General features: G+C 70.4%; 12 protein-coding genes. 6 read left to right on the top strand and 6 right to left on the bottom strand.

Features of this window, described 5'->3' with window-relative positions; translation table 11 throughout:
* Nucleotides 1-21 precede the first annotated feature (21 nt).
* A complete protein-coding gene (locus tag IM697_RS00710) occupies nt 22-1,872 on the top strand; it encodes an NHL domain-containing thioredoxin family protein (protein ID WP_194043676.1) in 1,851 nt (616 codons plus the stop codon).
* On the opposite strand, the gene IM697_RS00705 is transcribed toward IM697_RS00710, so the two are convergent.
* From IM697_RS00705 to IM697_RS00690, 4 genes are all read right to left on the bottom strand, one after another.
* Nucleotides 1,860-2,114, bottom strand: a complete 255-nt coding sequence (locus IM697_RS00705; RefSeq protein WP_194043674.1) for a DUF6458 family protein — start codon at nt 2,112-2,114, stop codon at nt 1,860-1,862. The two genes, IM697_RS00710 and IM697_RS00705, sit on opposite strands and share 13 nt — an antisense overlap.
* Before the next feature lie 66 nt (nt 2,115-2,180).
* The gene (locus IM697_RS00700; RefSeq protein WP_194043672.1) at nt 2,181-3,479 is read right to left on the bottom strand and encodes a M18 family aminopeptidase; all 1,299 of its coding nucleotides are present in this window, start codon (nt 3,477-3,479) and stop codon (nt 2,181-2,183) included.
* A gap of 124 nt (nt 3,480-3,603) precedes the next feature.
* Nucleotides 3,604-5,430, bottom strand: coding sequence for an acyl-CoA dehydrogenase (locus IM697_RS00695; RefSeq protein WP_194043670.1), 1,827 nt, complete (start codon nt 5,428-5,430; stop codon nt 3,604-3,606).
* 129 nt (nt 5,431-5,559) lie between these two features.
* Complete coding sequence (locus IM697_RS00690) at nt 5,560-6,396, bottom strand: intradiol ring-cleavage dioxygenase (RefSeq protein ID WP_194043667.1); 837 nt, start codon at nt 6,394-6,396, stop codon at nt 5,560-5,562.
* 167 nt (nt 6,397-6,563) lie between these two features.
* Here IM697_RS00690 and IM697_RS00685 point away from each other — a divergent pair, with 167 nt between their 5' ends.
* Nucleotides 6,564-7,040 (top strand): SseB family protein, encoded by a 477-nt coding sequence (locus IM697_RS00685; RefSeq protein ID WP_194043665.1) that lies wholly within the window; start codon nt 6,564-6,566, stop codon nt 7,038-7,040.
* 2 nt (nt 7,041-7,042) lie between these two features.
* Here IM697_RS00685 and IM697_RS00680 read toward each other — a convergent pair whose 3' ends face one another.
* Nucleotides 7,043-7,780: a TetR/AcrR family transcriptional regulator C-terminal domain-containing protein gene (locus tag IM697_RS00680; protein ID WP_194043663.1), complete on the bottom strand. Its 738-nt coding sequence runs from the start codon at nt 7,778-7,780 to the stop codon at nt 7,043-7,045.
* A 149-nt stretch (nt 7,781-7,929) separates the two neighbouring features.
* Here IM697_RS00680 and IM697_RS00675 point away from each other — a divergent pair, with 149 nt between their 5' ends.
* The 3 genes from IM697_RS00675 (at nt 7,930) to IM697_RS00665 (ending at nt 11,749) form a co-directional block, all read left to right on the top strand.
* Complete coding sequence (locus IM697_RS00675; protein WP_194043661.1) at nt 7,930-9,429, top strand: MFS transporter; 1,500 nt, start codon at nt 7,930-7,932, stop codon at nt 9,427-9,429.
* Between the two features lie 119 nt (nt 9,430-9,548).
* Complete coding sequence (locus tag IM697_RS00670; RefSeq protein WP_194043659.1) at nt 9,549-10,529, top strand: pirin family protein; 981 nt, start codon at nt 9,549-9,551, stop codon at nt 10,527-10,529.
* Between the two features lie 134 nt (nt 10,530-10,663).
* Entirely contained in the window at nt 10,664-11,749 is a 1,086-nt protein-coding gene (locus IM697_RS00665) for an AI-2E family transporter (protein WP_194043657.1), read from the top strand.
* Here IM697_RS00665 and IM697_RS00660 read toward each other — a convergent pair.
* Nucleotides 11,692-13,851 (bottom strand): SpoIIE family protein phosphatase, encoded by a 2,160-nt coding sequence (locus tag IM697_RS00660; RefSeq protein ID WP_194043655.1) that lies wholly within the window; start codon nt 13,849-13,851, stop codon nt 11,692-11,694. The genes IM697_RS00665 and IM697_RS00660 overlap by 58 nt on opposite strands.
* Before the next feature lie 192 nt (nt 13,852-14,043).
* Here IM697_RS00660 and aspS point away from each other — a divergent pair, with 192 nt between their 5' ends.
* Nucleotides 14,044-15,807 (top strand): aspartate--tRNA ligase, encoded by a 1,764-nt coding sequence (gene aspS / locus IM697_RS00655; protein ID WP_194043652.1) that lies wholly within the window; start codon nt 14,044-14,046, stop codon nt 15,805-15,807.
* The last annotated feature ends 124 nt before the right edge of the window (nt 15,808-15,931 follow it).

The raw sequence follows: 15,931 nt of genomic DNA, 5'->3' as shown, positions 1-15,931 counted from the left end.
GGCTGGTGGCACGCTTGATCCATGACCGACTCCACTCCCCGTCGCGTCCGCGTCCGGGCCCCCGAGCTGATCGGCGAAGGTGGCTGGCTGAACACGGGCGACCGCTCGTACACCCTCGCCGACCTGCGCGGACGCATCGTGATCCTGGACTTCTGGACGTTCTGCTGCATCAACTGCCTGCATGTCCTGGACGAACTCAGGGAGCTGGAGGAGAAGCACCAGGACACCGTCGTCGTCATCGGCGTCCACTCGCCCAAGTTCGTGCACGAGGCCGAGCACGGTGCGGTCGTCGACGCCGTGGAGCGGTACGGCGTGGCGCATCCCGTCCTGGACGACCCCGAGCTGGCGACCTGGAAGCAGTACGCGGTGCGGGCCTGGCCGACGCTCGTCGTGATCGACCCTGAGGGATACGTCGTCGCGCAGCACGCCGGTGAGGGGCATGTGCACGCCATCGAGCGGCTCGTGACCGAGCTGGAGGCCGAGCACGAGGCGAAGGGGACGCTGCGGCGCGGCGACGGGCCGTACGTGGCGCCGGAGCCGGAGCCGACGGTGCTGCGCTTCCCGGGCAAGGCGCTGCTGCTGCCGAGCGGGACCTTCCTGGTCAGCGACACCACCCGGCATCAACTCGTGGAGCTGGCGGCGGACGGGGAGACGGTCGTGCGGCGGATCGGCTCCGGCACGCGCGCGTTCACCGACGGCACGGCGGACTCGGCGGCGTTCAACGAGCCGCAGGGCCTCACCCTCCTCGACGACGCCTCGGTCGTCGTCGCCGACACCGTCAACCACGCCCTGCGCCGCCTCGACCTCGCCACCGGCGCCGTCACCACCCTCGCGGGCACCGGCCGGCAGTGGTGGCAGGGCTCACCCACGTCCGGTCCCGCGCGCGAGGTGGACCTCTCGTCGCCGTGGGATGTGGCGGTCTTCGCCGGGCGGGTGTGGATCGCGATGGCCGGCGTCCACCAGCTGTGGACGTACGACCCGGCGACGGGCACGGTCGCGGTGGCCGCGGGCACCACCAACGAAGGGCTGGTCGACGGCCCGGGCGCCGAGGCCTGGTTCGCCCAGCCGTCGGGTCTCGCGGCGACGCCCGAGCGCCTGTGGCTGGCCGACTCAGAGACCAGCGCCCTGCGCTGGGTGGACACCGACGGCGCCGTCCACACCGCCATCGGCACCGGCCTCTTCGACTTCGGCCACCGCGACGGCGCCGCCGAACAGGCCCTGCTGCAACACCCGTTGGGCGTCACGGCGCTCCCCGACGGCTCGGTCGCGGTCAGCGACACCTACAACCACGCCCTGCGCCGCTACGACCCGGCGAGCGGCGAGGTCACCACCCTGGCCACGGATCTGCGAGAGCCGTCGGACGCGGTGCTCGTCGGCGACGACATCGTGGTCGTGGAGTCGGCCCGGCACCGGCTGACCCGGCTGCGCCTGCCCGAGGAGGCCGTGCGCGTCGAGGCGGTCGCCCACCGCACGCAGCGTGCCGCCACCGAAGTCACCCCCGGCAAGCTCCACTTGGACGTGATCTTCCAGGCCCCGGCGGGCCAGAAGCTAGACACCCGGTACGGCCCGTCGACCCGGCTTCTGGTCTCGTCGACCCCGCCCGAGCTGCTGCTGTCGGGAGAGGGCGCGGACACGGACCTCTCCCGGACGCTGGAGATCGACCCGGCCGTCCCCGAAGGCGTCCTGCATGTCTCCGCGATGGCCGCGTCCTGCGACGACGACCCGGCCAACGAGTACCCGGCCTGCCATGTGCACCAGCAGGACTGGGGTGTCCCGGTCCGCCTGGCCGGGACCGGCGTCGACCGCCTTCCCCTGGTGCTCGCGGGGATGGACGACGGGACGGCCGACGAGGCGGAGCCTCAGACGCCGTAACCGTCGCTGTACCCGTCCCGCCGATGATGGTGGTGGTGGTCGTCTTCGACGACCGGCGTCGCGGGCGGTACGACCACCCGCCTGCGCCGGGCGATGCTGCTGAACGTCGTGACGCCGATCAGCCCCACGATCATCAGGATGACCCCGACCAGGTCGAGATTGACGCCCTCCATCTCCCAGTCGGTCGCGAACGTGAGGATGGCTCCTGCGGCGATGAGAATGATGCACCCGCCCAGGCCCATGAGTTGTCGCCTCCCTGTCCGGGTCCGGTGGTTCCGGTCGGAGGCGGGTACCCCACCCGGCCGGAACTACCCTTCCAGGAACGCCACCAGAGAGTTCGCCAGCAGCCACGGGTCGTCCGCACCGCACAACTCCCGCGCGCTGTGCATCGACAGGATCGCCACCCCGATGTCGACGGTCTTGATGCCGTGCCGGGCCGCGGTGATCGGGCCGATGGTGGTGCCGCAGGGCATGGAGTTGTTGGAGACGAAGGACTGGAAGGGGACCTCCGCCCTCTCGCAGGCCGCCGCCCACACCGCGCGGCCCGAACCATCGGTCGCGTAGCGGTTGTTGACGTTCACCTTGAGGATCGGTCCGCCGTTGACGCGCGGGTGGTGCGTCGGGTCGTGGCGCTCGGCGTAGTTGGGGTGCACCGCGTGGCCGGTGTCGGAGGAGAGACAGACGGTGGCCGCGAAGGCACGGGCCTTGTCCTCGTACGCTCCCCCGCGCGCGAACACCGAACGCTCCAGGACGCCGCCGAGCAGCGGCCCGTCGGCGCCGGTGTCGCTCTGGGAACCGTTCTCCTCGTGGTCGAAGGCGGCCAGGACCGGGATGTACGGCAGTGCGGCGCCCGAGCCGGCCACCGCGGCCAGCGCCGCCGTGCCGGCGTGGACCGACAGCAGGTTGTCCATGCGCGGACCGGCGAGAAGCTCCTTGTCCCGGCCCAGGTACGCCGGCGCCTCGACCGGGTGGGTCATCAGGTCCCAGCCGGTGATCTCGCCCGCCGCCAGCCCGGCCGTCTCCTCCAGGAAGGCGATCAGATCGCCGTCGCGCACCTCGCCGCCGAGGCCCCAGACGGGCTGCAGATGGCGCTGCTTGTCGAGCTTGAGCCCCTCCGCCGACACCGAGCGGTCCAGGTGGATGGCGAGCTGGGGGACGCGCAGCAGCGGACGGTCCACGTTCACCAGGCGCGAGGAGCCGTCCCGCAGCGTCACCCGGCCGGCGAGGCCCAGGTCGCGGTCGAGCCAGGAGTTGAGCAGCGGTCCGCCGTAGATCTCCACGGCCACCTGGCGCCAGCCGTGCGCGCCGAGGTCGGGCTGCGGCTTCACCCGCAGGTTGGGCGAGTCGGTGTGCGCGCCGACGATCCGGAACGGCGTGTGGGGCGCCGCGCCCTCGGGGACGTACCAGGCCACGATCGCGCCACCGCGCAGCACGTACTTGCCGCCGCTCGTCCCGTCCCAGGCGTCCGTCTCCGCGACCTGCCTGAATCCGGCCTTCTCCAGCCGCTCGGCGGCGTTCGCCACGGCGTGGTACGGCGACGGGCTCGCCGCCAGGAAGGACATGAGGTCGTCGGTGTGGCCGCGGTCGAAGCGGGGGGGTTCGCTCATGGGGTTCACCTTAACGACGTACGAGGGCCCACTCCCGGTGAAGGGGAGCGGGCCCTCGTAAGGGCGATGTGGATTGTCCGTGAGTGACCGGAACGACTGGCCGGAACCCAGCGGTACCGGGCGGTTAGAAGGCCGCCTCGTCGAGCTCCATCAGGTCCAGGTCGACGCCCTCGGCGAGCTTGCGCGCGCCGGTGACGCCCGGCAGGACGTTGGCCGCGAAGAACTTCGCCGCCGCGATCTTGCCCTGGTAGAACGCCTTGTCCTTGGAGGAGGCCGTCGGAAGCTTCTCGGCGGCGATCGCGGCGCCCTTGAGCAGCAGGTAGCCGACGACGACGTCGCCGGAGGCCAGCAGCAGGCGGGTGGTGTTCAGGCCCACCTTGTAGATGTTCTTGACGTCCTGCTCGGTGGCCGCGAGGTCGGTCAGCATCAGGCCGACGATCGCCTCCAGCTCCACGGCGGCCTTCGCGAGCTGCTCGCGGGCCGCGCCGAGCTCCTCGCCGCCCTCACCGAGCGCCAGGAACTTCTTGATGTCCTCGGCGAGGGAGTTCAGGGCCGCGCCCTGGTTGCGGACGATCTTCCGGAAGAAGAAGTCCTGGCCCTGGATCGCGGTGGTGCCCTCGTACAGGGTGTCGATCTTGGCGTCCCGGATGTACTGCTCGATCGGGTACTCCTGCAGGAAGCCGGAGCCGCCGAAGGTCTGCAGCGACTGGGCGAGCTGCTCGTAGCCCTTCTCGGAGCCGTAGCCCTTGACGATCGGCAGGAGCAGGTCGTTGAGCGCGTGCTCGGTCTTGGCGTCCTCGCCCGCGGCCTCCTTGACGGCGATCGAGTCCTGCACCGACGCCGTGTACAGCACCAGCGCGCGCATGCCCTCCGCGTACGCCTTCTGCGTCATCAGCGAGCGGCGCACGTCGGGGTGGTGGGTGATGGTGACCTTGGGCGCGGTCTTGTCCATGAAGTTCGCCAGGTCCGGACCCTGGACGCGCTCCTTGGCGTACTCCAGCGCGTTCAGGTAGCCGGTCGACAGCGTCGAGATCGCCTTCGTGCCGACCATCATCCGCGCGAACTCGATGATCCGGAACATCTGGCGGATGCCGTCGTGCTTGTCGCCGATCAGCCAGCCCTTGGCGGGGTGCTGGTCGCCGAAGGTCATCTCGCAGGTGTTGGAGGCCTTCAGGCCCATCTTGTGCTCGACGTTGGTGGCGTAGACGCCGTTGCGCTCGCCCAGCTCGCCGGTCTCGAAGTCGAACAGGTACTTCGGCACGAGGAAGAGGGACAGGCCCTTGGTGCCGGGGCCCGCGCCCTCGGGACGCGCGAGCACGTAGTGAAGGATGTTCTCCTCCATGTCGTGCTCACCGGAGGTGATGAAGCGCTTCACGCCCTCGATGTGCCAGGAGCCGTCCTCCTGCTGGACCGCCTTGGTGCGCCCGGCGCCGACGTCCGAACCCGCGTCGGGCTCGGTGAGCACCATGGTGGAGCCCCAGGTCCGCTCGACCGCGATCTGCGCGATCTTCTTCTGGACCTCGTTGCCCTCCTCGAAGAGGATGTTGGCGAACGCCGGACCGGAGGAGTACATCCACACGGCCGGGTTCGCGCCGAGGATCAGCTCCGCGTACGCCCAGATCAGGGAGGGGGGAGCGGTGGTGCCGCCGATCTCCTCGGACAGGCCGAGCCGCCAGTACTCGGAGTCCATGAAGGCCTTGTAGCTCTTCTTGAAGGAGGCCGGGACCGGTGCGGTGTTGGTCTCCGGGTCGAAGACCGGCGGGTTGCGGTCGGCGTCCGCGAAGGACTCGGCGAGCTCGTTCTCCGAGAGCCGGGTCAGCTCCTCGAGGATGCTCTTCGCGGTCTCGACGTCCATCTCCTCGAACGGACCCGTGCCGTACAGCTTGTCGCGGCCGAGTACTTCGAAGAGGTTGAACTCGATGTCGCGGAGATTCGACTTGTAGTGCCCCATGGTCACGGCTCCGTAGAGGGATCGGCGAGGCACTTGGATCCTCGCGCTAGTTCACGTACCAACAAGTAGCTACGATGATGCTACCCGCGAGTAATAAGACGCAACCCCGATCCCGACATCTGTGACGGGTCACACCGGAACCGTCAGCGTGGCCGTGTACCCCTCCGCCACGCTGCCCTTCAGCGTCGCCATCTGCTGGTCGTAGCCGTCGCTGAAGATGTTGTCCGTCTCCAGCGAGAGCTGACCGAGGTTCCGCACGCTCTGGCTGTAGCCGTCGGTCGCGTACACCGTGTCGCAGACGTCCTGCGGCAGCGCGAGCTGCGAGGTGTTCGTGATGGAGGTCGCCGCGGTGGCGTCGTCGAGGCTGCCGTAGACCTCGAAGTGGATGTGCGGCCAGCGGCCCGAGTAGCAGGCCGGGAAGATGCTCTTGAAGGTGACCTGACCCTTGTCGTCCGTCTCCTGGACGCCCCGCAGGTAGTTCTCCTCCGTGACGCCCTCGGAGTACAGGGAGTAGTTGCCGTCCCGGTCGCAGTGCCAGAGGTACACGGCGGCGCCCTTCTTCGGCGTCCCGCAGCCGGAGGCCGCGTCCACGACCGTCAGCGTGATCGTCAGGGGCACACCCTCGGCGGTGCCGCCCGCGGAGTCACCGAAGCTCTTGGTGATGTCGCTGCGCACGACACCGCTCTCCTTCAGCACGTTCACGCCGTTCGAGCCGTCGCCGGGGTAGGGACCGGCGGTCTCGTTCGGGATCGTCGCGCACTCGGTGGAGGAGGCGGCGGACGACGACGAGGAGGCCTTGGAGGAGGAGGCCGCCGAAGAGGTGTCCTCGTCCGAGCTGCAGCCCACCAGCGGGACCAGGCTCGCGCCCGCCAGCAGCCGGATCATGCGGCGGCGGGCGAGGACGGGAAGGTCGTAGGAGAGTCCTCTGTCGTGCTCGTGGACCTCGTCGTCGTGGTGTCGGTGCATGGTTGTCCCCTTGCTGGTGGGGGCCGCTTCAGGCGCTCCCGCGATGCGATCGACGCTATGAGCGCCGGCTGTGCGAAACCAGGGTGGTGGCTGTCGAGTCGCTGTCGATTTGTCAGGGCTTCCGGTACCGGTCCGCCGTCCCGGCCGGTCTCGGTACGCTTGCGCCCATGTATGGATACGGCCAGCCCATGGATGGAGGCGCTGCACAGCAGCAGTACGCCCCGCCGCAGCAGCCCGGCGGCGTGGGCGGATACGGCCAGCAGGCGCCGGCCTACCCCGAGCCGTCCCCGCCCTCGCTCGCGGACGCGGTGCGGGCCTTCACCACCGGGCAGCTGTCCGCCGAGGACTTCCAGCAGGTCTTCGCGACGTCGAAGGTCTACTGCCCGCGCGGCGACAACCCCGGCTTCCTCGCCCTGCACAACACCCAGCAGCCGGTGATCCCGATGTTCACCTCGCTCAAGGAGCTGCGCCGGTACGCGGGCAAGGAGTCCAAGTACTTCGTCATCACCGGCGCCGAGGTGATCGACCTGCTCCCGACCGGCTACGGCTTCGTCCTCGACATGGAGGGCGAGCACCGCATGGTGTTCGACGCGAAGGCCGTGGAGCAGATGGTCGAGTTCGCGATGCGCCGGATGTACGGCTGACCTCAGTGGGTGAGCCGTAGCGCCAGGCCGTCGAGGACGATGTCGAGGGCCGCGGCGAACTTGGCCTCCCGCAGGGCGGCCGGGTCCGTGATGGCCGCCTCCTCCGTGCGGGCGTAGCCCGGCGCGAGGTGCTCATGGCCCGCGGCGGCCTGCTGGGCGGCGGGCAACAGGCGCCCGATGAAGTCGGCTTCCGTCTCGCCGGAGCGGGCGACCGTGATCAGCCAGGCGGCCTCGGTGGTGCTCATTCCGATCACGTACGACAGGACGGCGTCGATCGCGCCGCCCGGGTCCGGGAATCCGGCCGCCGTGAACAGGGCGGCCAGCCGCTCGGAGCAGGACATGAGGTTGGGGCCCAGGTAGGCGAGCCCGGCCTGGCCGAGCTGCGAGGACAGCCAGGGGTGCCGTAGCGCCGTCGTGCGGAAGGAGTGCGCGGACTCGGTCACGGCCGCGCGCCAGTCGGGGCCGTCGGCCGGCGGTACGTGGATCTCGGCGGCGACCTCGTCGACGGCCAGCTCCATCAGCTCGTCCTTGGTGGCGACGTGCCGGTACAGGGAGGCGGCGCCGGCGTTCAGCCGGGTGGCGAGCTTGCGCATGCTCAGCGCCTCCACGCCCTCCGCGTCCAGCATGGCGATCGCCTCGCGCACGATCGTGGCCCGGCTGAGCGTGGGCTGGTCGGGCTCGGGCTGAGGACGTGCCCAGACGGAGGGGATGGGGCTCGGCTTCGTGGTCTTGGCGGCCATCGTGCTCCTTCGGGTCCGACTAGGTCCGGCTCGCTGCGTACATCGTTCGCAAGTAGCGTACAGGAATCATCGCTTGCGAACACTGTTCCGCTGTGCGTACAGTGTTCGCATCGAAGGAACGGTGTTCAGAAAACCGGGAGGGGAACGTCATGGACGTCAAGGGAACGCGTGATCCACGCCGCTGGTGGATCCTGATCGTGCTCTGCCTGAGCACGCTGGTGCTGGTCGTCGACAGCATGGCGCTGACCGTCGCGGTGCCCGTGATGACCGAGGACATCGGGGCGAGCGCCCAGCAGACCCAGTGGATCCTCGACTCCTACATCCTGGTCTTCGCCGGCCTTCTGCTCACCTCCGGCAGCCTGGGCGACCGGTTCGGGCGCCGGAAGGTGATGCTGATCGGGCTCGTGCTCTTCGGGGCGGCCTCGCTGGCCGCGACCTGGTGCACGAACCCCGGCGAGGTGATCGCCGTACGTGTCGCGATGGGTGTCGGCGGGGCCCTGATCATGCCGTCCACCCTGTCGATCCTCATCACCGTCTTCGACGAGGAGGAGCGCGGCAGGGCGATGGCGGCCTGGAGCTCGGTGTCGATGCTCGGCCTGGTCGGCAGCCCGGTGCTCGGCGGGGTCCTGATCGACCACTTCTCCTGGCAGTCGATCTTCTTCATCAACGTGCCGATCGTGGCGCTCGCGATCGTCGCCGGTCTGACGCTGATGCCGGAGTCCAGGGCGCCCTGGCAGAAGGCCGACCCGCTGGGTGCGGTGCTGTCGGCGGCCGGTATGACGGCCCTGGTCTGGTGGATCATCGAGCTCCCGCAGCACGGGGTGTGGACCGTCGCCCTGCCCGTGGCCCTGGTGTCCCTGGCCGGCTTCGTGATCTGGGAGAACGTCACCAGGTCCCCGATGGTGCCCCTGGTCCTGTTCAAGCACCGCAACTTCAGCGGCGGTTCGCTCTCCCTGGCGCTCGTCCAGATCGGCAACGGCGGTCTGCTGCTGGTCCTCACCCAGTATCTGCAGTTCGTGCTCGGCTACTCGCCGCTCGAGGCGGGCCTCGCCTTCCTGCCGCTGGCGGTCACGGCCCTGCTCGGCAACGGCCTGGGCGTCCAGCTCGCCGCCCGGTACGGCAACCGGTGGGTGATCCTCGCGGGAATGCTGGTGATGGTGGGCTGCTTCGCCCTGCTGACCACGGTCGGCGCGGACTCCGGCTTCGCCGTCCCGGCGGTGGCGCTCGGACTGCTCGGGCTCGGCGCGGGGCTGGCGATGCCGGCCGCGGTCGGCGCGCTGATGGGCACCATCCCCGAGGACAAGGCGGGCGTCGGCTCGGCCCTGAACGACACCATCCAGCAGGCCGGCACCGCGCTCGGCATCGCGATCCTCGGCTCGCTGCTGTCGAGCGGCTACGCGGACCGGATGCCCGCGGGGACGCCGGAGGCGGCCAGGCACTCCATCGCCGGTGCGGTCGCCGGCCGCGACGCCGGTCTGATCGCCACCGCCCGCGAGGCCTTCACCGCCTCGATGTCCACCACCTTCACGGTCAGCGCGATCGGTGTCGCGGCGGCGGCGCTGCTGGCTTCGCTGGTCATGCGGGACGACCGGCGGGGGCCGAAGGCCGCGGCCGAACCGGCCGAGCGGGAACCGGAGCTCGCCGCCTGACCTGTGAACCGACGCGGGGATGCGAGTAAGCCCGGTGGGAATGCCCTCCGGGCTTTTCCCGTTGGGGGTGGCAAGAAGTTCAATGCTCAACTAAACTGGACGCACAAGGAGGTACCGACATGCCTGCAGTGACCGTCGAGAACCCACTGACGCTGCCCCGTGTCGCAGCGCCCGCGGAGGCGGTGGCCCGTCCCGTGCTCGCCGTCACGACCGCGCCGAGCGGATTCGAGGGCGAGGGCTTCCCGGTGCGCCGTGCGTTCGCCGGGATCAACTACCGCCACCTGGACCCGTTCATCATGATGGACCAGATGGGCGAGGTGGAGTACGCGCCGGGCGAGCCCAAGGGCACCCCCTGGCACCCGCACCGCGGCTTCGAGACCGTGACCTACATCATCGACGGGATCTTCGACCACCAGGACAGCCAGGGCGGTGGCGGCACCATCACCAACGGCGACACCCAGTGGATGACGGCCGGCTCGGGCCTGCTGCACATCGAGGCGCCGCCGGAGTCTCTGGTCATGTCCGGCGGTCTCTTCCACGGCCTGCAGCTGTGGGTGAACCTCCCGGCCAAGGACAAGATGATGGCGCCGCGCTACCAGGACATCCGCGGTGGCAGCGTCCAGCTCCTGACCACCCCCGACGGCGGCGCGCTGCTGCGCGTCATCGCCGGTGAGCTGGACGGGCACGCCGGTCCCGGCATCACGCACACCCCGATCACGATGATCCACGCGACGGTGGCGCCGGGTGCGGAGGTCACGCTGCCGTGGCGGGAGGACTTCAACGGACTGGCGTACGTGCTGGCGGGCAAGGGCTCGGTCGGTGCCGAGCGCCGCCCGATCCACCTCGGCCAGACCGCGGTCTTCGGCGAGGGCGGTTCCCTGACCGTCCGTGCCGACGAGAAGCAGGACTCCCACACGCCGGACCTGGAGATCGTCCTCCTCGGCGGGCAGCCGATCCGTGAGCCGATGGCCCACTACGGCCCGTTCGTCATGAACACCAAGGACGAACTCATGCAGGCCTTCGAGGACTTCCAGAAGGGCCGCCTCGGGACCGTCCCGGCCGTGCACGGCATGAGCGCGGGCGGGCCGGCCGGGGCCTGACCGCCGTACCCCGCGACGAGGCCCGGGACCGCACCCCTGTGGTGCGGTCCCGGGCCTTTCGCCTGGATGCACCCGTCACCCACCCGGTCCGCCCGCACACGACAGCCCTGCCCCGCGCGTGATCCGCTGGAACCGTGCAGGCCCCCACCCCGCTGCTCCCCGGCCCCGTCCGGCGGCTCGCCGCCTGGTGCGTCGTCGTGCTGCTCGTCGCCGGGGTCGTCTACGTCGGCATCCGGCTGGCCGTGGAGTTCCGTACCGCCGTCGTGCCCGTGCTGCTCGCGCTGCTGGGGACGGCGCTGCTCGGGCCGCTGCACCGGCGGCTGGTGAAGGCCAAGGTCAACCGGTCGGTGGCCGCCGGACTCACCTGCGTCGCCGTGGTGGCCGTCGTCGGCGGGGCCGTGTACATCGTCGTCGCCGCGATCGTGGACAGCGGCGACGAGATCGTCGCCTCCCTCAGACAGGCGGGCCAGGACCTCACCAAGCACTTCGGGGCGGCCGGGACCTCGCTGGACGACCTCGCCTCCAACGCCAGGGAACTGCTCACCAAGTTCGGCGGCACGGCCGCCTCCGGGGTCATCAGCGGGGTCAGCGTCGTCGGCGAGACGATCGCCATCGCGGTGCTCGCGCTGCTGCTGGTCTTCTTCTTCCTGCGGGACTCCGACCAGGCCGCCGGCGTCCTGCGGTCCGTCGTCCCGGGCAGCAGCGGGGACGTCGTGGAGGCCATGGCCCGGCGGGCGTTCCAGGCCGTGGAGGGGTTCATGCGGGGGACCACCGTCATCGCCCTCATCGACGCCCTCTGCATCACCGTCGGCCTGCTCGTCCTCGACGTCCCGGGCGCGGCCGGGCTCGGTGCGCTCGTCTTCGTCGGGGCCTACATCCCCTATCTCGGCGCCTTCGTCTCGGGGGCCGTCGCCGTGCTGGTCGCGCTCGCCGACCGGGGGTTCGTCATCGCGCTGTGGGCGCTGGGGGTGGTGCTCGCCGTGCAGGTGCTGGAGGGGCATGTGCTGCAGCCCGTGGTCCAGAGCCGGACCGTGCAGATGCATCCCGCCGTCGTCATGGTGGCGATCACCGCGGGGGCCTCCGTGGCCGGGATCCTCGGCATGCTGCTCGCGGTACCGATCACCGCCGCCGCCTTCGGCGTCGTACGCGAACTGCGGGAGCGCTACGGCAGCGCCACGCCCGCCGCGCCGGCCGAACCGGCGGCGCCCTCGGACTCGTAGAACTCGAACCAGATGCTCTTGCCCTCGCCGCGAGGGTCCACGCCCCATGCCTGGGCCAGCAGCTCGATCAGCATCAGGCCCCGTCCGGACGACGCCAGCTCCCCGGGGCTGCGCTTGTGCGGCAGGTCGTCGCTGTTGTCGGTGACCTCGACCCGCATCCGGCGATCGCCCGGCTCGCCGCGCACCTCGGCCAGGAGCAGGGCGTCGGCGTCGGTGTGGACGAGGACGTTCGTCAGCGTCTCGGACAGCAGCAGCACCGCCGAGTCGACCTGGTCCTCGTAGGCCCAGTCGTGCAGCAGCTCCCGAAGCTGCTGCCGGGCCACCGCGACCCGCTCCGGCTCGGCCTGCGCGACCGACATCACGGTCCGCCGGATCCGTGGCCGCACGGCCACCGTCTCGCCGCAGCCGCAGCCGTCGTCCTGCCGGGTCAGCAGCAGCACCGCTATGTCGTCCTCGCGCCGGTCGGCGAGCGGGCCGGTGGTGTGGTGGGAGGACGGGCCGTGCACGGCCTGGACCAGGGCGTCGGCGAGTGCCTCCAGATTGCCGTCGTGCTCCTCGAGGATCGAGCGGATGCGCTTCCAGCCGGTCTCCAGGTCGTGGCCGCCGGTCTCGATCAGGCCGTCCGTGCAGATCAGCATGGTCTCGCCGGGTTCCAGAGTGATCCTGGTCGTCGGATAGTCGGCGTCCGGGTCGATGCCCAGCGGCAGCCCGCCGGCCGTCGGACGGGCCAGCACGGTGCCGTCGGTCATCCGGATCGCCGGGTCCGGATGGCCGGCCCGGGCGATGTCCAGCAGCCCGGTCGTGGGGTCGACCTCGACATACAGACAGGTCGCGAAGCGCAGGTCGGAGGGGTCCTCGTCGAGGGCGCCGAACGTCATCCCGTGCAGGAAGCGAGAGGCGCGCGAGAGCACGGCGTCGGGGCGGTGGCCCTCGGAGGCGTAGGCGCGCAGCGCGATCCGCAGCTGGCCCATCAGGCCCGCCGCCCGCACGTCATGGCCCTGGACGTCGCCGATGACCAGGGCGAAGCGGCCGTTGGGCAGCGGGATCATGTCGTACCAGTCGCCGCCGACCTGGAGCCCGCCGCCGGTCGGGACATAGCGCGCGGCGACGCCCATGCCCGGTATCTCGGGGCCGAGCTGGGGCAGCATCGAGCGCTGGAGGCCGTCCGTCAGCTCCCGCGCGGACTCGGCGGCCTCGGCGCGCGAGAGGGCCTGGGCCAGCATGCGGGCCACCGTCGTCAGCACGGACCGCTCGTCGGGCGTGAAGGCGACCGGATAGGTGAACGCCGCCATCCAGGCGCCCATCGTGCGGCCGGCCACGGTCAGCGGCAGGAACGCCCAGGACTGCCGGTTGAAGTGCGCGGCGAGCGGCCAGGTGAGCGGGTAGCGGTCCTTGTACTTGTCGGGTGAGGAGAGATAGACGGCACGGCCGGTGCGGACCACCTCGGCGGCCGGATAGTCCGTGTCCAGGGCCATATGTGTGAAGGGGTCCTCGTCGCCGGGCTGATGGCCGTGGTGGCCGATGATCGTCAGGCGATCGCCCGTCACCCCGAACACCGCGAGCCCGTCCGGGGAGAAGCCCGGCATCGACAGTCCGGCCGCGACCCGCAGCACCTCGGCCGTGGACCGCGCCTCGGCCAGCGCCCGGCCCGCGTCCAGCAGGAACGCCTCCCGTGAGCGCCGCCAGTCGCCGGTGACCGCGGTACGCCCCGCGGAGGTGCCCGGCACCGGCTCGGTGACCTCCTGGAGGGAGCCGGTGACCTCGTAGGCCCGCTTGTTGCGGTCGAAGGAGGCGTGGAAGCGGCTGCGGCCGACCCGGACGACCCGGCCCCGCTCGTCCATGATCCGCACCCGCACCTCGCCGAGCGTGCCCTCGGCGACGGCCAGCTGGATGACCCCGCTGATCTCGTTCCAGTCCACCGGATGCAGCCGGGAGCGCACCTGGGCCTGGCTGAGTGTGGCCTCTTCGGCGGGCAGCCCGAGCAGCCGTGCCGCCTCCGCGTCGACCGTGACCAGTCCCGTGGCGGTGTTCCAGTGCCACAGTCCGGTCGCGAGGGCGGCGAGAACCTCCCCCACGGCGGGCAGGGGCTCACCAGTGCGCATGGGCTCCACTTTAGGAAGAGGTGATCGGACCCTGCCACCGAAGCTGTACGGGGCACCTGGTCAGTAATGGTGGGGAGGCGATCTTGGGGTGCCCGGTAGGCTTGGGGGAGTTTCACGTGAAACACCGGCCGTGAGGCTGAAACACCGGCCGTGAGACACAGACCCCGATCCGCGAAGACTGGATGAACGACGATGCATCGGTACAGGTCCCACACCTGCGGCGAGCTCCGCTCCTCTGACGTCGGCACCGACGTCCGGCTGAGTGGCTGGCTGCACAATCGGCGCGACCTGGGCGGCATCCTCTTCATCGATCTGCGCGACCACTACGGCATCACGCAGCTCGTGGCCCGTCCCGGCACGCCCGCGTACGAGGCCCTGGACAAGCTCTCCAAGGAGTCCACGGTCCGCGTCGACGGCAAGGTCGTCTCCCGCGGCGCCGAGAACATCAACCCCGACCTGCCCACCGGCGAGGTCGAGGTCGAGGTCGGCGAGGTCGAGCTGCTCGGCGCTGCCGCCCCGCTGCCGTTCACGATCAACACCGAGGACGGGGTCAACGAGGAGCGGCGCCTGGAGTACCGCTTCCTGGACCTGCGCCGCGAGCGCATGCACCGCAACATCCTGCTGCGTACGTCGGTGATCTCGGCGATCCGGCACAAGATGACGGCGCTGGGCTTCAACGAGATGGCGACGCCGATCCTGTCCGCGACCTCCCCCGAGGGCGCCCGGGACTTCGTCGTCCCCTCCCGTCTGCACCCGGGCAAGTTCTACGCCCTGCCGCAGGCCCCGCAGCAGTTCAAGCAGCTGCTGATGATCTCCGGCTTCGACCGCTACTTCCAGATCGCGCCCTGCTTCCGTGACGAGGACGCGCGCGCCGACCGCTCGCCGGGCGAGTTCTACCAGCTCGACATCGAGATGAGCTTCGTCGAGCAGGAGGACGTCTTCCAGCCGGTCGAGAAGCTGATGACCGAGCTGTTCGAGGAGTTCGGGGGCGGCCGCCACGTCACCTCGCCGTTCCCGCGGATCCCGTTCCGCGAGGCGATGCTGAAGTACGGCTCCGACAAGCCCGACCTGCGCGCCCAGCTGGAGCTCGTCGACATCACCGACGTCTTCGAGGGCTCGGAGTTCAAGGCGTTCGCCGGCAAGCACGTGCGCGCGCTGCCCGTGCCGGCCGTGCAGGACCAGCCCCGTAAGTTCTTCGACCAGCTCGGCGACTTCGCGGTCTCGCAGGGCGCCAAGGGCCTGGCCTGGGTGCGGGTGACCGAGGACGGGTCCCTGACCGGCCCGATCGCCAAGTTCCTCACCGAGGAGAACGTCAAGGTCCTCACCGAGCGCCTCGGCCTGGAGGCCGGTCACGCCGTGTTCTTCGGCGCGGGCGAGTTCGACGAGGTCTCGAAGATCATGGGCGCGGTGCGGGTCGAGGCCGCCAAGCGGGCCGGGCACTTCGAGGAGGGCGTCTTCCGGTTCTGCTGGATCGTCGACTTCCCGATGTACGAGAAGGACGAGGACACCGGCGCGATCGACTTCTCGCACAACCCCTTCTCCATGCCGCAGGGCGGCCTGGAGGCCCTGCAGACCCAGGACCCGCTGGACATCCTGGGCTGGCAGTACGACATCGTCTGCAACGGCGTCGAGCTGTCCTCCGGCGCGATCCGGAACCACGAGCCGGAGATCATGCTGAAGGCCTTCGAGATCGCGGGCTACGACCGCGAGACCGTCGAGGAGAAGTTCGCCGGCATGCTGCGCGCGTTCCGCTTCGGCGCCCCGCCGCACGGCGGTATCGCCCCCGGCGTCGACCGCATCGTGATGCTGCTGGCCGACGAGCCCAACATCCGCGAGACCATCGCCTTCCCGCTCAACGGCAACGCCCAGGACCTGATGATGGGCGCGCCGACGGAGCTGGAGGAGGCGCGGCTGAAGGAGCTGCACCTGTCGGTGCGCAAGCCGCAGCCGAAGTAGCCCACGGCACTGGAGTGGCTCGGAACCGTCGTCGGTTCCGAGCCGCTTTCGTTCGCGGGACGGCCGAAGGGCCGAAACACAAGAAGGACCTCACGCGGCGCAAGGTCGTGAGGGCATCCCGCTC

Origin of the sequence: Streptomyces ferrugineus, assembly GCF_015160855.1 — a bacterium.
GTDB lineage: Bacteria > Actinomycetota > Actinomycetes > Streptomycetales > Streptomycetaceae > Streptomyces > Streptomyces ferrugineus.
This window is presented reverse-complemented; position numbering and strand designations above follow the sequence as displayed.

Coding starts and splice junctions, on each gene's coding strand:
- IM697_RS00685 (WP_194043665.1), top strand. CDS start 6,564: ATGTATGGATACGGCCAGCCCATGGATGGAGGCGCTGCACAGCAGCAG.
- IM697_RS00700 (WP_194043672.1), bottom strand. CDS start 3,479: ATGAGCGAACCCCCCCGCTTCGACCGCGGCCACACCGACGACCTCATG.
- IM697_RS00710 (WP_194043676.1), top strand. CDS start 22: ATGACCGACTCCACTCCCCGTCGCGTCCGCGTCCGGGCCCCCGAGCTG.
- IM697_RS00690 (WP_194043667.1), bottom strand. CDS start 6,396: ATGCACCGACACCACGACGACGAGGTCCACGAGCACGACAGAGGACTC.
- IM697_RS00695 (WP_194043670.1), bottom strand. CDS start 5,430: ATGGGGCACTACAAGTCGAATCTCCGCGACATCGAGTTCAACCTCTTC.
- IM697_RS00675 (WP_194043661.1), top strand. CDS start 7,930: ATGGACGTCAAGGGAACGCGTGATCCACGCCGCTGGTGGATCCTGATC.
- IM697_RS00680 (WP_194043663.1), bottom strand. CDS start 7,780: ATGGCCGCCAAGACCACGAAGCCGAGCCCCATCCCCTCCGTCTGGGCA.
- IM697_RS00705 (WP_194043674.1), bottom strand. CDS start 2,114: ATGGGCCTGGGCGGGTGCATCATTCTCATCGCCGCAGGAGCCATCCTC.
- aspS (WP_194043652.1), top strand. CDS start 14,044: ATGCATCGGTACAGGTCCCACACCTGCGGCGAGCTCCGCTCCTCTGAC.
- IM697_RS00670 (WP_194043659.1), top strand. CDS start 9,549: ATGCCTGCAGTGACCGTCGAGAACCCACTGACGCTGCCCCGTGTCGCA.
- IM697_RS00660 (WP_194043655.1), bottom strand. CDS start 13,851: ATGCGCACTGGTGAGCCCCTGCCCGCCGTGGGGGAGGTTCTCGCCGCC.